Here is a 20478-nt window from a genome sequence, read left to right on the forward strand (position 1 = left end):
GGCTGCCCCCGCCTGCCCGTCCCCAATGGGCCCGGCGGCGTGGGCAGTTCACCGGAGCGCCCTCGTACGGCACCGGTGGGAGCGCGTGCCGCGACCGGCCCGCGGGGGCATCGGTCTCGGTTCAGTGCGAGCCGGTGAGGACCCGGCCGGACCAGATGTCGATGACCACTTGGTGGCGCTGACGGTGCGGCGCCGCCACGCCGGCGGCGTAGTTGCTGTCGACCTGCGCCGCCTCGGCCGCATCGGGCTTGGCGTTCGTGCAGGACGTGCCGGGGCCGTGGCCGGACATGAGCTCCGAACACGGGCCGCTGTAGTCGTCGGGCAGTCCCAGGATGTGCCCCGTCTCGTGCGCCGTGATCCGGATCGCGTCGTAGCCCTCGTCCACCGCCTGCTGGCCCAGCTGCACGTCACCGCCGCCACCGGGGAAGATCGGACCCAACGTGGTCTGCGGCCAGCCGCTCGTCGCCTCGTAGACGTAGTCGGCCGAACCGGGGCTGCTTGCCGGTTCCAGGCGCACGTTGTGCACCGCGTCGTTCCAGTTCTGAACGGCCTGCTTGACCGAGTCGGCCCACGGGCCGGCCGCGTCGGCGTCGTAGGTCAGAGTGATCACGGCTGCGGGCGCGCGCGGCGCCGAGTGGGCCGGAGCGAGGCCGGTCGTGGTGCTCAGCAAGGCCGGGATGAGTGCCGCCAGGACGGCTGTTCGCTTCCTCATGAGACTGTTGCGCCTCCTTGAGTCTCAGCTGTTGTCCGCAGTAAACAAGTTCATCGCGGACATGACAACAGTTGGTGCGGGGTCCGGCCCGAAGTCGTCAAGTTGACTGGAAACACGCGGAGTTCGGCTGGAGTGGGGGAGTCGGCTCGCTCGCCTTCGACAGTCGTCAGCCGGGTCCACCGCGGGTGAGGGCCGCTCGGGCGGCCTCGGCCCAGTGCGGGGCACCGGTACGTTCGGCGATGGCCAGCGCGTGGCGGTGGTGCGCGGCTGCTTGGTCCGGCCGGCCCAGGCAGCGGGCGAGCTCGCCGAGGTAGTGGGACACCGGGCCGAGGGTCACCACTCCGCTGCCCGCACCGGCCAAGCAGTCGGCGGCGGGCAGGAGTTCCTCGTAGACCGACGCGGCCATCTCACGGTCGTCGAGGGACACGGCCAGGATGGCGGCGAGACCGAGGCGCGCCTCAAGGAGATAGTCGCGGGGCAGCTCCCGCGCCGCCGAGGTGACGGCGCGCGCCTGTGCGGGGTGCCCCTCGGCCAGCAACATCAGGGCCTTGCCGCGGGCGTAGTTGGAGCCCCAGCGCTGGTACTGCTCGTCGGCCTCGCCGGCCAGGTCGAGCAGGGTGCCGTTCTGGATGTAGAGGCAGAACAGGGCGAAGTGCAGCAGATCGCGTTCGATGCCCCACATCCAGGACTCGCCGAGCCGCTCGGTGGTCCGGCGGTAGGCGGTGTCGGCGTCCGCGAACCGGCCCGCGATCGACACCCGCATCGCCCGGTACCAGCCGAGCAGTGTCCCCGGCAGCGGCAGGTCGTAGCGGTCCGCCAACCGCTCGACCGCGTCGGCGTGTTCATCGGCCGTCTCCGGCTCGGCGAGCGCGGCATGCGCCTGGGCGAGGATCACATGGCCCAGCACCTCCACGGCGGCCAGGTCGTGGCGGACCCCGAGGGCCAGCAGCTCGCGGCCGATGGCAAGGCGTTCGAGGGCGAGCCCCGCGCGGTGGTAGGCGTGCGCGTGCCGGGCGTTGAGCGCCTGCGCGAGCAGATCCGGCCGGTCCAGGCCGCGAGCGAGGGCCTCGGCCTGGTGCGCGGCCTGCCGGCCCCGGTCGTCCTGGGTGCCGTCGAGTTCCAGGGCCAGCGTGGTGAGCACGCGGCAGCGCGCTTCCCCGGCGTGCGGGGGCAGGAGGCGCAGGACGCGCTCGGCCGCGGCCACGACCTGCTCGTCCTTGGCCGCGTAACGGCGGTTGGTCCAGACGGTCGGTACGTCGAAAGCGGAGAGCAGGTCCGCGGTGAGCAGGGGGTCGCCGAGCCGCTCGGCGTCGGCGATGGCCGCGTTGCGCCGCTCGCGCGCGGCGACCACGTCACCGGCAAGGGCGAGCGCTCTGATCGTGCCCATGACGAGGCCGAGGCGGGTCCGTTCGTCGTGGACCTCCGAGCGGTCGTGGGCCGCGAGGGCCTCCTGCCACAGCCGGGCCGCCTCACGGTGGGCGAACCGCCATGCCGCCTGTTCCGCGGCCGCCTTCGCATATCGTGCGGCGCGCGGGGCGGTGGCCCGGTCGCCGGCCGCCAGGAAGTGGTAGGCCAGCAGGCTCACTTCGGCGGGGCGCAGCCGCTGGATCTCGGTGCCGGCCCGGGCGTGCCAGCGCGCCCGGCGCAGCTGTGGAGCCTCCTCGTAGAGGGCGTCGCGCACCAGGATGTGAACGAAGCGCACCCGGTCGGGGCCGTCCTCCACGAGCAGCCCCGCATCCAGGGCCGTCTCGACGGCGGTGGCCACGGTCTCGGGGTCGCTGTCGGTCATGGCGGCCAGGACGTCCAGGTCGACTTCACGGCCGAGTACGGTGGCCTGCCGCAGCAGGGCCTGGGCGGTCTCGGGCAGCCGGGCGAGGCGCTGCCGGACCACCGCGTGGACCCCGGCGGGCACTTGGGAGAGGGCGTCCTCGGCGCCCGCCGCGCTGATCAGCCGCGCGGTCTCGCACACGAAGAACGCGTTGCCGCCGGTCCGCTCGGCGACCGCCCGTACCGTGACCTCGTCCAGGTCGGGTGCCCCGGACCGCAGGAGCTCGCCCACGGCCTCCTCGGACAGTCCCGCAAGATCGACGCGGACCGGAGCGTAGCGGGCGAGCTGGCCGAGCGCGTCCCGCAGCCCGGGCGACTCCTCGTGGGGCCGCAGCGTCGTCACGACCATGATGGGCGCCGCGCCGGCGCCGTCGACGAGGTGGGCCAGCAGGTCGAGTGTCTCCTCGTCGGCCCGGTGCAGGTCCTCGATGACGATGAGCAGCGGGGCCGTACGGGCCGTGGCAGTGAGGTGGTTGACGACCGCGTGACGCATCCGGAATCGACCGCCGGTCGCGTCGTGGGAGGTGTGCGCGGACGCGCTCTCCAGGAGCGGAGCCAGCACCCGGGCCGATTCGGGGAGCGGCTCGTGCCCGGCGGCCGCGAGTTCGGACAGCAGCTCGGTCCACGGCCAGGCGGCCGGTGCGCCACCGCTCTCCGGGCAACGCCCCCGCACACAGGTCCAGCCCCGCCGGGCGAGTACGTCGCCGACCTGCTCGACCAGCCTCGTCTTGCCCACCCCCGGCTCGCCGGTGACCAGGGCCAGGGTCAGCCGCCCGGCGGCGGCCACGGCCGCGGCTTCTTCAAGGCGGCCCAGCTCGTTCGCGCGCCCCACGAACGGCGGGGCGGCGAGGAGCGCGGCCGAGGGCGTGAGTTGCGCGCTAGGGGGTGTGACCGAGGGGGCGAGCTGCGCGGTGGGCTGGGCGACGGCGGCCGGCTCCAGGCGCGGCGCCTGAGCGAGGACGTCGGCCTCCAGGCGCCGCAGCTCCGCGCCGGGCTCCACTCCGAGATCGTTCATCAGCACGCGCCTGACGCGGCGAAGCGCCGCGAGCGCGTCACCCTGGCGCCCGGCCTGGTAGAGGGCGAGCGCGAGCAGCCGCCAGCTCTCCTCGCGCAGCGGATGGTCGAGGACCTGCGCTTCGAGGTCGGGCAGCGGTTCGGCGGCACGGCCGAGCGTGATCAGTGCCTGGGCCCGCTGCTCCACCGCCCGTGCGCGGAACTCTTCGAGCCGGGCCGTCTCCCGTGCGGCCCAGCGCGCGGTGGAAAACTCGGCGTAGGCGGGGCCGCGCCACATGGTCAGCGCGCGGTCGAGCTGCCGCAGCACCGCCTCCGGGGGAGTGCCGCTCGCGCGGGTCCCCCGCACCGCAGCCTCGAAACGCCAGGCGTCCACCGCTTCTTCGGGCACCCGCAGGGCATAGCCGGTGGGGGCGGATACCAGCAGCCGCGGTGGTGTGCGTGGTGGCCGGTCCGGCTCCAGCGCCTTGCGCAGACCGAAGACGACGGTCCGCAGAACGCCCGTGGCGCGCAGCGGCGGCACCCCGTCCCAGAGCCCGTCGATGAGACTCTCGACGGACACCACCTGGCCCTGAGCGGCCAGCAGCCGCGCGAGCATCATGCGGCGCTGAGGTCCCTGCACTTCGACGGGCGCGCCGTTCCCCGTCACTTCCAAGGGACCGAGCACCCTGAACGTGAGCATTGAACAGCCCCCTCCTGCCCCGGACATCAGCAGCACCATGAGTGTGCGGCTGACAACCCTGCCACGCGGCGGCCACGGGCCCTCATACCAACTGGAAGGTATGCGCTCGGTGGAAACTCGTGCCTGTCGTGGAGGAGCTGACCCGTCAGCGGTCGCTGTCCGTGCGACGCGCTTGAATAGGGTCCGTCGCACCACTTTGACCGGGGGAGATCCACCCATGACAGCTGCCGTTGACGCCGAGTTCCTTGCCGCCGCCAGGAACCCCACCGTCGAGTGGCTGGAGTCCTGCTTCGGTGCAGGCACCCTGTGGCGCCCGAGCCCTCAGTCGCTGCCCGAGGGGCTGGAGCACGCCAGGACCCGGGCGTTCCTCTCGGAGGTCGGCATCCCCGCCACGCGGAACCGTTTCACCGGGTTCGACGGGATGGAACTGCCGGAGCGCGGCCTGTGGGAGGCGGATCCGGACGAGATCTTCGGCCGCCGCTACCCCGACGACGACACCCCGCCGGACGGCTACGCCTACAGCGCAGGGCTCGTCAACGGGCTGCACCTGATGGTCGACGGAGGCACGGGCTCGGTCGAGGCGTACGATCCGAACGGCTGGGACCACGCCGCCGGCCACGTGGGCTACGTGGCCGACTCGGCGTCGCAGGCGCTGGCCGCGTTCGCGCTGCTGGCCCGATACGAGGAGCGCTTCGACGGCGGCGACGTGACGGCGCTGACCGAATTCACCGAGCTGCTGGAGGAGTTGGGCCTGTACCTGGACGACTACGACTTCTGGCAGAACGTGGTGGACGAGCTGCGCGAGGGCTACCTGAACCTCGACTGACGCCTTGTGGAGGGCCGGCCGCACCACCTCCGCCGGGTCGGCGACGGCGCGCCGGCCCGGCGGCCTCGGATGGCGGGGGGCGGCAAGGCGAGGGGTGAGTCGCCTCGTAGGCTGCGGGCATGTCATCCACCGCGCTCTCGCCCGGCCAGGCGCTTGACGCCCTCCTCAGGGGGAACGGGCGCTTCGTAGCCGGAACTCCCGACCATCCCAACCAGGACGCCGCGCGGCGGGCCGAGCTCGCGCCTGCCCAGAAGCCCTTCGCGGTCCTGCTGGGTTGCTCCGACTCCAGGCTGGCCGCCGAGATCATCTTCGACCAGGGGCTCGGTGACCTGTTCGTGGTCCGCACCGCCGGCCACGTCCTGGGGCCGGAGGTCCTGGGCAGCATCGAGTACGGCACGAGCGTGCTGGACTGCCGCCTCGTCGTCGTCCTGGGGCATGACTCCTGCGGTGCCGTCGCAGCCGCACGCGCCGCTGTCGAGGAGGGGCTGTCCGCCACGGGATACGTCCGCGATGTCGTTGAGCGAGTCACCCCGAGCGTGCTCGCTGCCCGCGCGGCCGGCCTCACCTCGGACAGTGACTTCATCGACGCACACATACGGCACACCGTGGACCTGCTTCTGGACCGCTCCCGCGTCCTCGCCGACCAGGTCGCCGCAGGCCACACCGGCGTCGTGGGCCTCGCCTACCAACTCGCTGAAGGCAACGCCCGGCTCGTCACCGCGCACGGCATCCCGACCGCAGCGTCGTCCAGCGCACCGATCGGGCGTGCACTGCCCGCCTGAAAGGGCCGTCGAGAGTATTGGGCGGCGCGGCGCGGTGGGGGTTTCCTGGGGTGGCGCTAGCGTCTCAATGGTGACGGATATCGATGCGGGCCGACGGTGGTCGGAGTCCATGCCGGCGGCGTACGAGCGGTACCTCGTGCCGGTGCTCTTCCGGCCCTTCGCCGAGGACCTGGCCGCACGGGCGGGGGCCCTCCGCCCGCAGCGCATCCTCGAACTGGCCGCGGGCACGGGCGTGTTGACGTCCGAGCTGCTCGCGAAGGCACCGTCGGCCGTCGTGACAGCGAGCGACCTGAACACGGCCATGGTGGATTTCGGGTCGGCCCGTGTGCCGGGCGCGGTGTGGCGGCAGGCCGACGCCCAGCGGCTTTCGTTCCCGGACGGGTCATTCGATCTCGTGATCTGCCAGTTCGGTGTGATGTTCTTCCCCGACCGGGTCGCGGCCTTCACCGAAGTCCGTCGGGTGCTGGCCCCAGGCGGCCGATTCCTGTTCAACACCTGGGGCCCGCTGGAGGCGCACGGCTTCGACGCCGCGGTGCAGGCCGCCCTGGAGCGGGCCTTCCCGGTCGATCCGCCGCGGTTCCTGCCGACGTTGCCGCACGGTTACGCGGACCCCGCCGTCGTGGCCGCTGACCTGGCGGGGGCCGATTTCACGGTCGAGGAGGAGCAGGAGCTGACGCTTCAGGGCCGGGCCGCGTCGGCCGCCGACGTCGCCACCGGGTTCCTCACGGGGACGCCGGTGCGTGCGGCCGTCGAGGAGCGCGGCGACGGGCCCGCCGTCCGAGCCACCATCATGGAGGAGATGACGGCCCGTCTGGGTGAGGGGCCGGTCACCGCCCCGATGACGGCGTACGTCTTCCGCAGCGCGGCCTGAACGCAGGTTGCGCCCACTGTCCCGGACCCGGTCCGTGGTTGGAGCCCGGCTCGCTCGGGGCTGAGGGCGCCGGGGGAGGGCTCGGCCTGTGAGCTGCGCCATTCGGGGGATGGCGGGCCGACAGCCACGGCTCCGGGCGGCAGGGAGAGGAGAGTGGGTGTGTGAGCCCGCCTGCGGGGTGGCTGTCAACGGGAGTTGCGGGTGAACGCTTCGCTTTCGGATGTCCAGCGCACAGCGATCGCGGCGATCGTCAGGGCCGTGGACGAGGGGCGCGGACACTGTGTCATCAGGCTGTTGGACGAGTTCGTGCGGGAGGCCGACCTGACCGCGTTGTTCGCCTTGCGCGAGGCCTTGCACGATGCCAGGACCAGCCGCGAGGACCGTTCGTGGTCTTTCAGCTCGTGGTGAGAATCGCTGTGATGTCTTTCGGCCCACCCCAGACTGGCCGACCTTCACCGCGCGCTTCCCCCGCAGGAGGTACTGGGGGTACGAAGCCCCCCCCCGCCAGGCACCCTGTCACCGGTTCACCCGGCTGGCTGACCCCGTTGGCAGCCGGGCGGGGTGCTCGGCTTGCTGGACGGATGAGAGAGCGATCACGGGGCGCATCCCGGACACAGAATCTGGAGACGCCGCGGGCGGCGGGAGTGGCAGGCATCGTCTTCGCGGTCCTGCTGGCGGCGGCGATCGTGCTGGCCCGGATCGGTCTGCCGGAAGGAGCCGGCGGCTCCACCGTGCGGGTCGACGCGGGACAGCGCGACGAGGTGAACACGGCGGTGGAGCTCATCCCCTTCGCCGGCATCGCCTTCCTCTGGTTCATGGGCGCCGTGCGCGCGCATACCGGTGAGGCCGAGGACCGGTTCGTCGCCACCGTCTTCCTGGGCAGCGGACTGGTCTTCGTCGCCTCCCTCTTCGCCGCCGCCGCGGCCGCCGGGACCGTGCTCGCCGCCCACCAGCCCCAGGACTTCGGCCGGCACTTCGGGTACGAGCTGCTCACGACGTACGGCATGCGGATGGCCGCCGTCTTCGTATTCGTGACGTCCACCATCGGGCGCAGGCTGGGCACCTTCCCGCGCGGCTTGAGCCTGGCCGGGGTGGTGGCCGGTCTGGTCCTCCTGGTGGTGGGATCCTCCGTGCCGTGGTCCGAGCTGGTATTTCCCGCCTGGGCCCTCCTCATCAGCGTGTACATGCTGTGGGCCGCCCGCCGCGCCCCGTGAGAACCCGTGGCCGCGCGGCCGTCACCCCGATTGTCCGCGTGGACGGGCCGAAACGGCGCGCGTCGGGCAGGCTGGTCCGGGGAGCCGAGGGGGTCACCGAGAGGACCGCACGTTGCTGAGGCTTGTCGTCGATCTCAACCGGTGCCAGGGATACGCGCAGTGCGCCTTCCTCGCGCCCGATGTCTTCGCGATGCACGGGGACGAGGGGCTCCTCTACGATCCCCAGGCCGAGGAGGAACAGCGCGAGCGGTTGGCGCAGGCCGCCGCCGCGTGCCCCGTCCAGGCCATCCTCGTGGACGACCTGGACCGCGACCGGACCCGCGAACAGGACCGGGACCGGACGGTCGCCGCGGAGGCCTCCGATGCATGAAGCAACCCTGGAGCACCTCAAGCGCGACGGCCGGATCGTCGTGGTGGGGGCCTCACTCGCCGGCCTGCGCGCCGCCGAGACCATCCGCGACAAGGGTTTCACCGGCTCGCTGACCATGATCGGCGACGAGCCGTACGAGCCCTACGACCGCCCGCCCCTCTCCAAGGGGGTCCTGCTCGGCAAGTCGAGGGCCGAGCGCACCGCACTGCCCCGCCGCCGCGCCATCGACGCCGAGTGGCGGCTCGGCGTACCGGCCGTCGGCCTCGACATGGCGGCCCGGCGGGTCAAGCTGGCCGACGGGGACGAGGTCCCGTACGACCGGCTGCTGATCGCCACCGGCGTACGGGCCCGGCCCTGGCCGAACGCGGAAGAGGGCGAACTCGACGGCGTGTTCGTGCTGCGCACCCGCGACGACGGCGCGGCGCTGGCGGGGCGACTCGACGCGGGGCCCCGCCGGGTCCTGGTGATCGGCGCCGGTTTCACCGGCTCGGAGATCGCCTCGGCGTGCCGGGAGCGCGGGCTGGAGGTCACCGTCGCCGAACGCGGCGACGCGCCCCTGGTCGGGGCGCTCGGCGGGGTGATCGGGGCCGTGGCCGCCGAGCTCCAGCGAGAGCAGGGCGTCGACCTGCGTACCGGCATCATGGTCACCGCACTGGAGGGCGACTCCACCGGACGCGTACGGGCCGCGCACCTCTCCGACGGCACCACGCTGGATTGCGACGTGGTGGTCGTCTCGTTGGGCGCCCAGCGCAACACCGAGTGGCTGGCGGGCTCGGGGCTCGGCGCGGGTCCGCGCGGCATCGCCTGCGACGCGGGCTGCCGGGCCTTCGACATCCGGGGCATCGTCACCGACGACATCTACGTGGCGGGGGACGTGGCTCGCTCCCCGCACCCCTTGTTCGGGTACCAGTTCCTTTCCCTGGAGCACTGGGGCAATGCCGTCTCCCAGGCGGAGACCGCGGCACACAACATGCTCAGCGTGAGCACCGACCGGCGCCCGCACATCTGGGTGCCGGCCTTCTGGTCCTCGCAGTTCGGGGTCAACATCAAATCCGTCGGCGTTCCGTCGATGGGCTCCGAAATCATGATCACGCAGGGCTCGCGCGCGGAACGCCGCTTCACCGGTGTCTACGGGTATCAGGGCCGCGTCATCGGGGCCGTCACCTTCGACAACTGCCGGTGGCTGCCGTTCTACCAGCAGCAGATCGAGAGCACCGCGCCCTTCCCGGTGCCGTTCCCGACGGTCGACCGGCGCTCCGACGGCCACCGTCCCGTCCCCGCCGACTTCCCCGACCCGTCCGTGCCCACGCACGGGCCGACCATCACCCTCAGCGGATACTCGCCGGCCGACCGGCGGATGACGTTCACCCCCGCCGGGCACTGACCCGCAGGCCCCCGGAGGACCGCAAATGACCCAAGGCATCCTGAGCGAGATCCTGGACTACGCCAACCGCGCGAACCCGTACCCCCTGTACGAGGAACTGCGCAAGACTCCCGTCTTCCACGACGGGAGCGGGCCGTACGTCATCAGCACCTACTACGAGATCCAGAGCCTGCTGCACGACCCGCGGCTCAGCTCCGACACCCGCAACCTGGCCGCGACCGCCAAGGACCCGTTGGCCGAGGGTGCCGAGGAGGAGGCCGCGGCCCTGCCGCCGAGCTTCCTCAAGCTGGATCCGCCCGAACACGACCGGCTCCGCCGGATGACCAACCGGCCCTTCGGGCCGCCGCACTCCCCGCGCCGCGTCGACGGGATGCGGGACGACCTCCGCTCCATCGTCACCGGGCTGATCGACAACCTCGGAGACCCCGGAAGCATCGACCTGGTCGACCAGTTCGCCTACCCGTTCCCCGTGACCATGATCTGCCGGCTGCTGGGAGTGCCGCACGAGGACGAGCCCCGCTTCCACGTCTGGGCCGACACCCTCGCCGCGAGCCTGGACCCCGACCCGGACGCGGATCCCGCCGAAAGGCAGCGCAAGACCCACGACTCCCGCATGGAACTGGGCATGTACCTGGCCGGTCTCATCGAGGAGCGGCGCAAGCAGCCCGGAGACGACATGCTGTCCCAACTGGCCACGGGGCACGGGCAGGACGAGTCCATGTCGACCATGGAACTGCTCAGCACCGCCGCGCTGCTGCTGATCGCCGGCCACGAGACGACGGTCAACCTGATCACGAACGGGATGCTCACGCTGCTGCGCAACCCCGACGTACTGGAACGGCTGCGCCGGGACCCGGCGCTCGCGGCACCGCTGGTGGAGGAGCTGCTGCGGTTCGAACCGCCGGTCCAACTGCTGCCCCAGCGCACCCCGCTCGTCGACATCGAGGTGCGTGGCGTCACCATCCCCAAGGGCTCCTCGATGTGGCTGATCCTCGCCTCGGGAAACCGCGACCCCCAGCGCTTCGAGAACCCCGACCGCTTCGACCCGGACCGCCCGGACGTCCAGCACCTGGGCCTCGGCAGCGGCATCCACAGCTGCTTCGGTGCCCCCCTGGCCCGCCTGGAGGCCCAGCTCGCCCTCACCGAACTGGCCCGCCGCCTCCACAACCCCCGCCTCCTGGAGGACCCGCCCCCCTACCGCCAGAACGCCGTCCTCCGCGGCCCCCGCCACCTCCGCATCGCCTGCGACGAAGTCCGCGCCTAGCCCCTGGGCGGGCTGTGGTGGCGGGTCCTTTCGAATGCGCCGAGTACGGCTTCCCACCGCCGTTCCCCGCGACGATCGTGCCGAGCAGCAGAACCTCGGCGTAGTGATGGCGGGCGGCGGGTTCGATGTCGTGCGCTCGGATCGTCGGACCGCACCAGGAGCCCGGCCGCCCCGCCAGGTCGTCCGCGTCGAGGACGCGCACCGGCAGCCCCTCATCCGCGCGAGCCAGGGCATGTCGTTCGGCGCTCTCGCCGTCATGGGCGGCGCTGTGTCAAAGGTCCTGTGGAGAGGGCGGGTTCTGGGGCATCGCCATCGGGTGCTGGCGTGTGGGGATTGTCGGCAATGGGTGGTGTGGGGTTGAGGGCTGCGGTGAGGTGGTGGCGGAGCAGGCGGCCGAGTTTGCGGTCGACCAGGCGGTTCAGCGCGGCTGCCAGGAGGAGGGAGAAGAGGAGACCGAGGGCGATCGAGGGGAGCAGGCCGAGGCCGGGGGCGGTCTTGAGGATGCCGCGGGTCACTGGTATGCCGAGGCTTTGGTGGACCAGGTAGAACGGGTAGGTCAGGGCGCCCGCGTAGACGAGGGTTCGCCATTGGAGGTGGCGCAGCGGGCCGGGGCCGGCCAGGGCGAGCAGGAGGAGGAAGCCGGTGAGGACGGCCGCGCTGACCGCCCAGTTGGAGCCGGAGTGTCCGGCGACACGGTCGTCCAGGACGGTGAGGGTGTAGCACCAGGCGAAGCCGGCCAGGAGCCACAGGAGCAGGTTGGGCCCGAAGCGGTGCACCAGGTGGAGCGCGATACCGGCCACGAAGAGCCCGGCGTACTGGCTGAGCAGGAACTCGTCCAGGACGGTGGAGTGCAGTTCGCGGCCGATGGACGCCAGGACGAGCCAGAGGAAGCCGAAGGCTATGACGCGCCGGTACGTGAGGCCGATCAGCAACAGCGCGCCCATGAGCAGGTAGAAGCGGGCTTCCACCCAGAGCGTCCAGGCGACGCCGGCGGTGAAATCCAGGCCGAGCGGGCTGGGAATCATCGTCAGGTTGCCGAGGGTGGTGCGCAGGTCCGTGGGTGCTCCTGAACGCTGTCCGGCGAGCACGGCGACGGTACCCGTGGCGACGATGATCAGGACGACGGCCCAATACAGCGGGAAGAGCCGGGAGATACGGGAGACGGCGAACTGCGCCGGGGTGCGGCCCCAGCAGCTCATGCAGATGACGAAGCCGCTGATCAGAAAGAACGCCTCGACGCCGAGCCAGCCGTATCCGCTGACCGCGTGGAGAAGTGGTGCAGCCTGCGGGAGGTCGTGGGCCTCGCCCCAGAAACGGGGGGTCGGGGTGCCCAGGTAGTGGTAGGCCGCCACGGCTGCTGCTGCGAGCATCCGCAGCCCGTCGACTGCGGCCAGACGCCCGCCCCTGGCTGAAGCACGGTTCACGCGCTGCCCGACAGCCAGGACTGGCCGGGGCCGGCTGCCGGTGCCTTCGGTGCGTACGGACACGGGCATGGGAACTCCTGTGACGAGGCGGCCGGTCGAAGAAGGGCTGGCTATAGGGGGGAAGGGAGGGGCCTGCCGCCTCGTCGTCGGCGGCAGGGGCGGCGAGGTGGGGAGTCGGCTCTGTACCGGGGCGGCGATGCGCAGCGCACGTGGTCATTTCCCCGGCTGTTTCACGATCGCCGAAGTCGCCGAAGTCGAATAGCCACAACCCGCATCACGGGGGGCCATCACCCGTCGGGTGAATCCTGGTGTGCACGCCCGACGTTGCACCTCTGTCTGCTCTGCCTGGCAACGGTGGGCGAACTCCCCAGTGTTCAGGCCGGGTTCACCGTGTCGGAGCCGCTGCGGCGGCGCAGTCGCAGGGCGACGGCGGTGACAGCGAGAGCGCCGAGGGCGGTGAGGATGTCGTCGCTCTGCGCCCATCCGGAGAAGTACAGGATGACGAGGAACGGTGCGGCGGCGCAGGCGAGTTGGACTGTGGTGCGGATCCCGGCGACGGCCCGGCGGCCCGCCAGGAGCAGGGCTGCGGCCATCGGGACGCCGAACCTCCAGGGCAGGAGCAGGCCGATGCCGAGCGGGTCGATCACGGTGACCGCGGCCACCAGAAGCACGGCCCACGCCACCAGCGCGAGCACGCCTGCCGTGCCGCGCACCCGGTGGGCCGGGCGGAGGTCGGGCGGGCAGGCGAGGGGGAGTGCGGCGATCAGGATCGGTGCGAGAAGGAAGCCCACAAGTTCCCATCGCAGGTCGGGCGGCATGCGCCAGACCGGGTAGAGGAAGGCGACCGAACTGCCCGCCGCCCCGATGACCGCGCACAGCACCCCGGGCAGGTAGCGTCCGGCCAGTGCGACCACCGCGCCGACCAACGTCAGCAGGTAGCAGCCGTTCATCAGGGTCACGAGCGGACCCATGTCACCTGCGGTTCCCGCGGTGCGCATGACGTACCAGTCGCCGATGCTCCCGATGAGGTTGAAGGCGGAGTACGTGGCCGTCGCGGCCAGACCGAAGGGGGCGACGGCCGCGAAAAGCCGTCCGCCCGGGTGCGCGGAGCCGACGCCGAGGCGCAGCCGCAGGGCGTGCGTGACTATGTCGGCCGTCTCGCGGAGGCGGGCGCCACGGCCCGCTCCCTCGGTCGCCTCCCGGTAGGACTCGGCGATCTCGTCGCCGAAGGCGCGGCGGAAGCCGACCGGATACAGGTGCAGCAGAACGGGGTTCACGCGGTGGCCGCCTTGCCGGTGGCTCCCAGGCGCCGGGTGGCTTCGCGGGCGGTGGCCGCGATCCGCTCGGCCTCGACGGCCAGTGCCGTACGGCCGGGAGGGGTCAAGGTGTAGGTGCGCCGCAGCCGGCTGTCGACGACCTCCTCCTTGTGCACCTCGATCAGGCCCTGCTGCAGCAGGCGCTCCAGCGCCCCATAGAGAGTGCCGGTCCGCATCTTCACCCGCCCGCCCGAGATCGTCTCCACCTCACGCGCGATCGCGTAGCCGTGACGTGGCTTGTCCGCGAGCGCGGTGAGGAGAAGCAGGGTCGGTTCCTGCATCGCACGGTCAGTCATGGAACCAGAGTATGTCAGTCACCGGCATATACGGAAACTGGGTCCGGGTCTGCCATGACGCTGCTCCCGCGCGAACCGGCGCCCCCTCATCGCGATGACCCGTGATGGGAGGATCACCGCGTGCTCGGATCAGGGCCTTGGCGAGATGGAGTAGGGGAGACGCCATGGGGTTGGGAACGGTAGTTGTCACCGGTGCGGCCGGGAGTATCGGTCGGGTTGCACGGCGGGCGTTGCGCGGCGAGGTTGGCCAGTTGGTTCTGCTCGACCGGGTTGCGATCCAGCAGGAGGCAGCCAACGAAGTGGTTCACACGGTCGACCTTCGGGATGCGCCCGCTGTGGAGGTTGCACTGTCGGGCGCGGACGCGGTGCTCCACCTGGGCGGGCTGCCGGACGAGGCGCCGCTGCCCGACCTCCTGGAAGCCAATGTGCTGGGTAGCCACAACGTCTTGGAAGCTGCCCGGCGCACCGCGGTTCCGCGTGTGGTGCTGGCCAGCAGCAATCGCGTGACCGGTTTCTATCCCACGGCCCACCTCACCGGTCCACAGGATCCGGTGCGCCCGGATGGTCTGTACGGGGTGAGCAAGGCAGCCATCGAGGCCCTGGGGCAGCTGTATGCCGACAAGTTCGGCCTCTCTGTGATCTGCCTGCGCATCGGCAGCTTCGAGGTGACACCCACTGAGCCCCGCCATCTCGCGACGTGGCTGAGCCCGCGTGATGCCGTCGGCTTCAGCCGGGCCGCGCTCACCTGCCCGCTCTCCACCCGGTTCGCCACGGTGTACGCCGTCTCTGCCAACACCCGCCGCTTCTGGCAACTTCCCGCGGAGTCTGAACTGGACTACACGCCCGTCGACAACGCCGAGCTCTATGCGGCACACATCACCGGCGCCGACACGCCTGCCGACCCCTCAGCTCCGCAAGCCGGCCCGTATGCCCTGCCCGAATTCACGTTGAAGCACATCCGGCCCTGACCTTCATCGCTCGGGCACTCGCCCATGATGCGTCCGCATGAGGAGGTGGTTACTTCCGCCTGACGGACAACGGCTACCCGACTCCGGCGGCGGGTGTCGGACGGGGCTCGGTCGCTCCGTGCCTACGTCAGATCGTCGCTCAGGACGCGATCGAGTGCTGCCCGGCCTGCGGGTCCCCATGTCGGCTTGCCGCCGGGCAGGCCCCGGTCGCCGCTCTGGCCCATGAGCATGAGGAACAGGCTCTTGAGGGCGGCCAGCCCGCGGGCGCGCCGGATGGTCCCCGCGTCTGCCTGCGCGTACATGTTGAAGAACCGCGAGGCGCAGCCCGCGGGTAGGAGTACCCATGCGGCGGCGAGGTCCCAGGCCGGGTCGCCGGCGAACAGGGCACCGAAGTCGACGATGCCCGAGAGTGTTCCGTCCGTGACGACGACGTTCGCGGGATGAAGGTCGCCGTGCACCCAGAGTGGCGGGCCTGCCCACTCTGGGGCCGCGACGGCGTCGTCCCAGACGGCCCGGACGTCGTGGGCGAGGTCGTCGGGGACGGCGGCGTGGAAGAAGTGGTCGAAGCCGTCCGTGCACTTCTTGGGGTGTTCGCCGCGGTCCTCACTGATCGGCGCCTCGGTGGGCGCCTCCACGTGGAGCGCTGTGAGGAAGCCCGCCAGGATGTCGGCCGCGTGGTGGCCGCGGCTGATCGAGCCGTAGTCCAGTGGCTGGCCGGGGACCCACGTCATGATGGTCCAGTGCTTGGGGAAGCGCTCGGACGGTTCGCCGAACCGCACCGGGGTCGGCACGGGGAGTGGCAGGCGCGGGGCCAGCACGGGTAGCCACCGCCGCTCCTTGAGCTGGAGCTCCGGGGTGGGGTCCATGCGCTGCATGCGCACGGCCAACTCGTCCCCGAGGCGCCACATTTGGTTGCCCCAGCCGCCCGCCACCTCGCGGATGGCCAGCCCTGCGAGGTCTGGATGCTGTTCCTGCAGCAGGTCGCGGACCAGGTCCGCGGTGATCTCGATCTCGGCGTCGGTCATGCGAAGCCACACTACTGGGGCAGGATGTTGACCTGCTGTCGCTGCCCACAGCCGTCGACCCGCAGCAATACTTCCGGCACCTCCGACCCGGCGGTGACGCCGCGTCAGCCCAGTGCCCGGTCGAGGTTGAAGGCGGCGCTGATCAGCGAGAGGTGGGTGAAGGCCTGGGGGAAGTTGCCCAGTTGTTCGCCGGTCGGGCCGATCTCCTCGGCGAACAGACCCAGGTGGTTGGCGTAGGTGAGCATCTTCTCGAAGGCGAGCCGGGCCTCCTCAAGCCGTCCTGCGCGGGCCAGCGCCTCCACGTACCAGAACGAGCAGATCGAGAAGGTGCCCTCGGAGCCGTGCAGGCCGTCCGGGCTGGCGGTCGGGTCATAGCGGTAGACCAGCGAGTCGGACACCAGGTCCGTGGTGAGCGCGTCCAGGGTGGAGAGCCACTTGGGGTCGGTGGGCGAGACGAACTTGGCCATCGGCATCATCAGCAGCGAGGCGTCCAGCACGCTGTCGTCCAGAGCCTGGACGAACGCGCCCCGCTCGACCGACCAGCCGCGCTGCATGATCTGCCGGTAGATCGCATCCCGGGACTCCCGCCACCGTGGCAGGTCGGCCGGCAAGCCGCGGCGGTTAGCCATCCGCATCGCCCGCTCCAGTGCCACCCAGCACATCAGCCGCGAGTACACGAAATTCCTCCGGCCCCCGCGGGTCTCCCAGATTCCCTCGTCGGGCTGGTCCCAGTGCTCGCAGAGCCAGTCCGCCATCGCGCCGACCTCGTCCCAGCGGGCGCTGCTGATCGGCTGCCCCCACTTGTCGTACAGATAGATGGAGTCGATCAGGGCTCCGTAGATGTCCAGCTGAAGCTGGCCGGTGGCGGCGTTGCCCACCCGGACCGGCGCGGAGCCGAGGTAGCCCTCCAGGTGCGAGAGCTCGTACTCGGGCAGCTCGCTGCGCCCGTCGATGCCGTACATGATCTGCAACGGGCCGGTCGCACCGGTGCCGCGCATGATGCCGCGCTCGCCGAGGAACCCCATGAACGCCTCGGCCTCCGAGGTGAACCCGAGGCGCAGCATGGCGTAGACGCAGAAGGCGGCGTCGCGGACCCAGACATAGCGGTAGTCCCAGTTGCGCCCGCCGCCGATCTGCTCGGGCAGGCTGGTGGTCGGTGCGGCGACGATCGCACCGGTCGGCGCGTAGGTGAGGAGCTTCAGCACCAGCGCGGAGCGGTGCACCATCTCCCGCCACCGCCCGTGGTAGTGCGAACCGGCCAGCCAGTGGCGCCAGAACCGGACGGTCGCGTCGGCCTGCTCCTGCGCCTCGGCGCGCGGGCACGACCGGGCCGGGACGTTGTCGCCGATCTGGTCGAGGGCGAACACGTGGGACTCGCCCTCAAGGAGCTTGAAGTGCGACCACACGTCCAGGCCGTCGCTTTCCAGGGGCGCGGTGGCGGTCAGCGCGAGCGTCAGTGACGGGGAGCGGAACACCGCCGCGTGGTCTTCGAGGTGCGTGGTGTGCGCTTCTGCGCCGTAGCCGAAGCGGGGGGCGATCCGCGCCCTGAACGGGAGGGTTCCCCGGACGCAGATCACCCGCCGGATCAGCCGGTGCCGGGCTTTCTCGGACGACTCGTCGGCCACGGGCATGAAGTCCTGGATCTCCGCCACCCCGTCCGCCGCGAAGAACCGCGTGATCAGCACGTTCGTGTCGGGGAAGTAGAACTGCCGGGTACGTGTCGGGACCTCGGCGGCCAACTCGAACGATCCGCCCCGGTCGGCGTCGAGGATGGACCCGAAGACACTGGGCGAATCGAAGCGGGGGCAGCAGTACCAGTCGATGGTGCCGTTCGTGCCGACCAGGGCGGTCGTACGAAGATCGCCGATCAGGCCGTGCTCGGAGATCGGCATGTAGCGGTAGCTGTCGGCCTGCTCGAAGCCGGCCGTGTCGAACGCCATGCGGGCCTCCTTGCGCCGACGCGCGGCCCTGGAGGTGAAGCCGTGCTTTCATGCTAGACCCCTACTTCGAGGCGGGGTCCTGACGGAGCCGAGCGGCCGGGACCCGGCGGCCGGGCTCGCTCGTCGCCAGGTACGTGATCCCTGTCTAGCGAGGCTCGGCCGGCCAGCCGAGGGCCCGGAAGACGGCGACGGGGTCCAGGTAGTCCCGCCAGTGCGTTACCTGCCGGTCCTTGACGGTGATCACCGAGACGAAGTGGTTGTCGTAGGCGTGTCCGGTGTGGACCGCCCGCCCGTGCACGGCGTACTCCAGGACGACGACGGATGTCGCGGGGTCGTGGTGGACGGCGAGTTCGTCCGCGCCGTGCAGGACGATGACGTCGCCGTAGCCGCGGTACAGGTCGGCGACCGCTCGTCGGCCCTGGACGCGGCGCGGGTAGCCAGGGGCAGAGACGACGTATTCGACGACCACGTCCTCGGCCAGGAGGTCGAAGAAGTGCTCGCCGTCGACCAGGCCCGCCAGCCCCACTCGGATGATGCGGAAGAACGGGTCCAGCGCCGCGAAGTCGGCGATGTCGCCCACGGGCCCGGTCACCGGCCCGCCGTCCAGGCGTGGGCCTCGCGTCGGGCGAAGTCGAGAAAGGCGGTCGGGGGCCGGCCGGTGACCCTCTCGACGTCGGCGTTGGAGGTGGAGCCGTCGCCGGAGCTGAGGGTGCCGGTCAGCCAGCGGAGCAGCACCGCATAGTCGGCGGGGACGACACCGGCGGCGACGGCGCCTCCGATCCACAGCTCGGGGTCTGGGTCGTGGTGCGCGACGGGTCGGCCGGTCACGGCGGTGATGGTGTCGGCGACCTCTGCGACGGTGAGGGCCTGCGGGCCGGTGGGCGCGTAGTGGGCGCCTGCGTGGGTGGTGGGGGCGAGCAGCGTCTCGGCGGAGACGGCGGCGATGTCGTCCGCGTCGACGAAGGCCTCGGTGCCGCCGCCGGTGGGGACCGTGATGGCCCCGTTGACGACCGGAAGGTGGGCGTCGGCGAAGTTCTGCATCACCCAGGCGGGGCGCAGGACGCAATGGGTGATGTTGCTGCGGGCGGCGAGGTCGGCCTCGACGGCTCCGATGTCGGCCTGGGGCGGTGCCTGGTCGGCGCCGTAGGTGCTGAGGTAGGTGACGTGGCGGACGCCCGCGGCTTCGGCGAGATCGAGGAAGGCGGCGACCTGGTCGGCGTACGTGACACGCATGACGGGGGTGACGAGGTAGAGGCGGTCGACCCCGGTCAGGGCGCCGGGGTGGGTGGCCGGGTCGTCCCAGTCGAAGTGCACGTCGGCGCCGTGGCGCGCCGCGGTGCGGGTGGCCAGGCCGCCTTCGGCGAGCTTCTTCGCCAGGCCTGAACCGGTGCGGCCGGTGCCGCCGAGGATGAGAGCGGTCTGTGGTGATCCAGTCATGAGTCCATCGTGAGAGTAGCGATGGAGCGGATCAATGTGTGAATCACTCAACTCTTTATGTCAAACGATCGTTCCGTTGCCAGGCGTGGTCGTCCTGTCGATACTGAGTGAGTGGACATACTGCATGATCACCTGGCGCGGGCTCGCGCCGGCGGCGCGGTCTTCGCCCGGACGGTCGCCGAGCCGCCGTGGGGGCTGCGGCTGGCCGGCTCGATCCAGTTGGCCGTGCACACAGTGGTGCGCGGCCGGGGATGGCTGTGGCTGGACGATCCGAGCCGGGCGGTGGAACTCGTGCCCGGGGAGGTGACGCTGGTGCGCGGCGGACCGGACCACCACATCGGGCACGAGGCGGGCACCGACTGCCTCGAACCGGAGGAGTTCCGGGCCCGGCATGCCCACGACGCGCAGGCCGACAACCCCCGGGCGACGGTGTTCCTCTGCGGCGCCTACCGGTTCACCGGCGACATCGGCAACGGGCTGTTGGAGGCGCTGCCCCAGGCCCTCACCCTGCAAGCGGCGGTCGGCGACCCGCTGCGGGATGTGATCGGGCTGCTCTCCCACGAGCTGGCCACCCCCGAGCCGGGCCAACCCACCGTGCTCGACCGGCTTCTGGACGTCCTCCTCGTCCTGGCCATCCGCAGCGACTTCCGCCGCAGCCCCACCGCCCCCCGCTGGTACCGGGCCCTGGCCGATCCCCGCCTGAGCGCCGCACTGCAGGCCATCCACGAGAACGCCGGGCGCGACTGGTCGGTCCCCGAACTCGCAGCGATCAGTGGCCTGTCCCGGGCCGCTTTCGCCCGGACTTTCCGCGACGCGCTCGGCCAGACCCCCATGCAGTACCTGACCGACTGGCGCATGGCCCTCGCCCGCGACCACCTGCGCAGCGGCGAACTCGGCATGGCGGCCATCGCCCGCACGATCGGCTACAGCTCGCCCTACGCGTTCGCCGCCGCCTTCCGCCGCCACCACGGCGAACCCCCCGGAGCCTGGCGGCAACGGGAGGCGCAGCGCGAGCGGGAACTCCCTGTCCTTGGTTCCGCCACACACTGACCCCGCCCGCCTAGGTGATGAGGGCTGTTGGAAGGTTCGCCTGCGCGCCGAGGCCGGGGGCCGCGCGAACTCGCCCGCA

19 protein-coding genes are annotated in these 20478 nt (G+C 71.4%); 10 read left to right on the plus strand and 9 right to left on the minus strand.

Annotated features, from left to right (window positions below; genetic code table 11):
* Nucleotides 1-121: 121 nt before the first annotated feature.
* Together OHA17_RS38275 and OHA17_RS38280 are read right to left on the minus strand one after the other, a co-directional pair.
* Nucleotides 122-712, minus strand: coding sequence for a snapalysin family zinc-dependent metalloprotease (locus OHA17_RS38275; protein ID WP_406510369.1), 591 nt, complete (start codon nt 710-712; stop codon nt 122-124).
* 166 nt (nt 713-878) lie between these two features.
* A complete protein-coding gene (locus tag OHA17_RS38280; RefSeq protein ID WP_406510370.1) occupies nt 879-4232 on the minus strand; it encodes a BTAD domain-containing putative transcriptional regulator in 3354 nt (1117 codons plus the stop codon).
* Between the two features lie 217 nt (nt 4233-4449).
* On the opposite strand from OHA17_RS38280, the gene OHA17_RS38285 reads away from it, so the two are divergent.
* The 8 genes from OHA17_RS38285 to OHA17_RS38320 all read left to right on the plus strand — a co-directional run bounded on the left by OHA17_RS38285 (nt 4450) and on the right by OHA17_RS38320 (nt 10943).
* Nucleotides 4450-5058, plus strand: coding sequence for an SUKH-4 family immunity protein (locus OHA17_RS38285; protein ID WP_406510371.1), 609 nt, complete (start codon nt 4450-4452; stop codon nt 5056-5058).
* A gap of 119 nt (nt 5059-5177) precedes the next feature.
* Nucleotides 5178-5840, plus strand: coding sequence for a carbonic anhydrase (locus tag OHA17_RS38290; protein WP_398881478.1), 663 nt, complete (start codon nt 5178-5180; stop codon nt 5838-5840).
* 67 nt (nt 5841-5907) lie between these two features.
* Nucleotides 5908-6711 carry a class I SAM-dependent methyltransferase gene (locus OHA17_RS38295; RefSeq protein ID WP_406510372.1) on the plus strand — a complete coding sequence of 268 codons (804 nt, stop codon included), beginning with the start codon at nt 5908-5910 and terminating at the stop codon, nt 6709-6711.
* A 201-nt stretch (nt 6712-6912) separates the two neighbouring features.
* Nucleotides 6913-7119, plus strand: coding sequence for a hypothetical protein (locus tag OHA17_RS38300; protein WP_053727104.1), 207 nt, complete (start codon nt 6913-6915; stop codon nt 7117-7119).
* Between the two features lie 173 nt (nt 7120-7292).
* Entirely contained in the window at nt 7293-7925 is a 633-nt protein-coding gene (locus OHA17_RS38305; protein WP_406510373.1) for a hypothetical protein, read from the plus strand.
* Nucleotides 7926-8037: 112 nt separating this feature from the next.
* Nucleotides 8038-8295: a ferredoxin gene (locus OHA17_RS38310; RefSeq protein ID WP_398881482.1), complete on the plus strand. Its 258-nt coding sequence runs from the start codon at nt 8038-8040 to the stop codon at nt 8293-8295.
* Complete coding sequence (locus OHA17_RS38315; RefSeq protein WP_406510374.1) at nt 8288-9679, plus strand: NAD(P)/FAD-dependent oxidoreductase; 1392 nt, start codon at nt 8288-8290, stop codon at nt 9677-9679. Before OHA17_RS38310 ends, OHA17_RS38315 begins: the two co-directional genes overlap by 8 nt.
* A gap of 25 nt (nt 9680-9704) precedes the next feature.
* Nucleotides 9705-10943, plus strand: a complete 1239-nt coding sequence (locus OHA17_RS38320) for a cytochrome P450 (RefSeq protein ID WP_398881486.1) — start codon at nt 9705-9707, stop codon at nt 10941-10943.
* A gap of 254 nt (nt 10944-11197) precedes the next feature.
* On the opposite strand, the gene OHA17_RS38325 is transcribed toward OHA17_RS38320, so the two are convergent.
* The 3 genes from OHA17_RS38325 to OHA17_RS38335 form a co-directional block, all read right to left on the minus strand.
* Entirely contained in the window at nt 11198-12436 is a 1239-nt protein-coding gene (locus OHA17_RS38325) for an acyltransferase family protein (RefSeq protein WP_406510375.1), read from the minus strand.
* Nucleotides 12437-12741: 305 nt separating this feature from the next.
* Complete coding sequence (locus tag OHA17_RS38330; RefSeq protein ID WP_406510376.1) at nt 12742-13644, minus strand: hypothetical protein; 903 nt, start codon at nt 13642-13644, stop codon at nt 12742-12744.
* Nucleotides 13641-13979, minus strand: coding sequence for a PadR family transcriptional regulator (locus OHA17_RS38335; protein WP_406510377.1), 339 nt, complete (start codon nt 13977-13979; stop codon nt 13641-13643). Before OHA17_RS38335 ends, OHA17_RS38330 begins: the two co-directional genes overlap by 4 nt.
* Before the next feature lie 164 nt (nt 13980-14143).
* Here OHA17_RS38335 and OHA17_RS38340 point away from each other — a divergent pair, with 164 nt between their 5' ends.
* A complete protein-coding gene (locus OHA17_RS38340; RefSeq protein ID WP_406510378.1) occupies nt 14144-14947 on the plus strand; it encodes an NAD-dependent epimerase/dehydratase family protein in 804 nt (267 codons plus the stop codon).
* 122 nt (nt 14948-15069) lie between these two features.
* On the opposite strand, the gene OHA17_RS38345 is transcribed toward OHA17_RS38340, so the two are convergent.
* The 4 genes from OHA17_RS38345 to OHA17_RS38360 form a co-directional block, all read right to left on the minus strand.
* Nucleotides 15070-15972, minus strand: coding sequence for an aminoglycoside phosphotransferase family protein (locus OHA17_RS38345; protein ID WP_406510379.1), 903 nt, complete (start codon nt 15970-15972; stop codon nt 15070-15072).
* Between the two features lie 104 nt (nt 15973-16076).
* Complete coding sequence (locus OHA17_RS38350; RefSeq protein WP_406510380.1) at nt 16077-17912, minus strand: glycoside hydrolase family 15 protein; 1836 nt, start codon at nt 17910-17912, stop codon at nt 16077-16079.
* Between the two features lie 145 nt (nt 17913-18057).
* Nucleotides 18058-18504, minus strand: coding sequence for a nuclear transport factor 2 family protein (locus OHA17_RS38355; protein ID WP_406510381.1), 447 nt, complete (start codon nt 18502-18504; stop codon nt 18058-18060).
* Entirely contained in the window at nt 18501-19349 is an 849-nt protein-coding gene (locus tag OHA17_RS38360; protein ID WP_406510382.1) for an NmrA family NAD(P)-binding protein, read from the minus strand. Before OHA17_RS38360 ends, OHA17_RS38355 begins: the two co-directional genes overlap by 4 nt.
* Nucleotides 19350-19460: 111 nt before the next feature.
* Here OHA17_RS38360 and OHA17_RS38365 point away from each other — a divergent pair, with 111 nt between their 5' ends.
* The gene (locus OHA17_RS38365) at nt 19461-20399 is read left to right on the plus strand and encodes a cupin domain-containing protein (RefSeq protein WP_406510383.1); all 939 of its coding nucleotides are present in this window, start codon (nt 19461-19463) and stop codon (nt 20397-20399) included.
* Nucleotides 20400-20478 lie beyond the last annotated feature (79 nt).

This window comes from Streptomyces sp. NBC_00212 (assembly GCF_045206365.1).
Lineage (GTDB): Bacteria > Actinomycetota > Actinomycetes > Streptomycetales > Streptomycetaceae > Streptomyces.

Bases quoted from the DNA above. Each gene is read 5' to 3' on its own strand.
- OHA17_RS38275 (WP_406510369.1), bottom strand. From the start codon at position 712: ATGAGGAAGCGAACAGCCGTCCTGGCGGCACTCATCCCGGCCTTGCTG.
- OHA17_RS38280 (WP_406510370.1), bottom strand. From the start codon at position 4,232: ATGCTCACGTTCAGGGTGCTCGGTCCCTTGGAAGTGACGGGGAACGGC.
- OHA17_RS38285 (WP_406510371.1), top strand. From the start codon at position 4,450: ATGACAGCTGCCGTTGACGCCGAGTTCCTTGCCGCCGCCAGGAACCCC.
- OHA17_RS38290 (WP_398881478.1), top strand. From the start codon at position 5,178: ATGTCATCCACCGCGCTCTCGCCCGGCCAGGCGCTTGACGCCCTCCTC.
- OHA17_RS38295 (WP_406510372.1), top strand. From the start codon at position 5,908: ATGGTGACGGATATCGATGCGGGCCGACGGTGGTCGGAGTCCATGCCG.
- OHA17_RS38305 (WP_406510373.1), top strand. From the start codon at position 7,293: ATGAGAGAGCGATCACGGGGCGCATCCCGGACACAGAATCTGGAGACG.
- OHA17_RS38315 (WP_406510374.1), top strand. From the start codon at position 8,288: ATGCATGAAGCAACCCTGGAGCACCTCAAGCGCGACGGCCGGATCGTC.
- OHA17_RS38320 (WP_398881486.1), top strand. From the start codon at position 9,705: ATGACCCAAGGCATCCTGAGCGAGATCCTGGACTACGCCAACCGCGCG.
- OHA17_RS38325 (WP_406510375.1), bottom strand. From the start codon at position 12,436: ATGCCCGTGTCCGTACGCACCGAAGGCACCGGCAGCCGGCCCCGGCCA.
- OHA17_RS38335 (WP_406510377.1), bottom strand. From the start codon at position 13,979: ATGACTGACCGTGCGATGCAGGAACCGACCCTGCTTCTCCTCACCGCG.
- OHA17_RS38340 (WP_406510378.1), top strand. From the start codon at position 14,144: ATGGGGTTGGGAACGGTAGTTGTCACCGGTGCGGCCGGGAGTATCGGT.
- OHA17_RS38345 (WP_406510379.1), bottom strand. From the start codon at position 15,972: ATGACCGACGCCGAGATCGAGATCACCGCGGACCTGGTCCGCGACCTG.
- OHA17_RS38350 (WP_406510380.1), bottom strand. From the start codon at position 17,912: ATGGCGTTCGACACGGCCGGCTTCGAGCAGGCCGACAGCTACCGCTAC.
- OHA17_RS38360 (WP_406510382.1), bottom strand. From the start codon at position 19,349: ATGACTGGATCACCACAGACCGCTCTCATCCTCGGCGGCACCGGCCGC.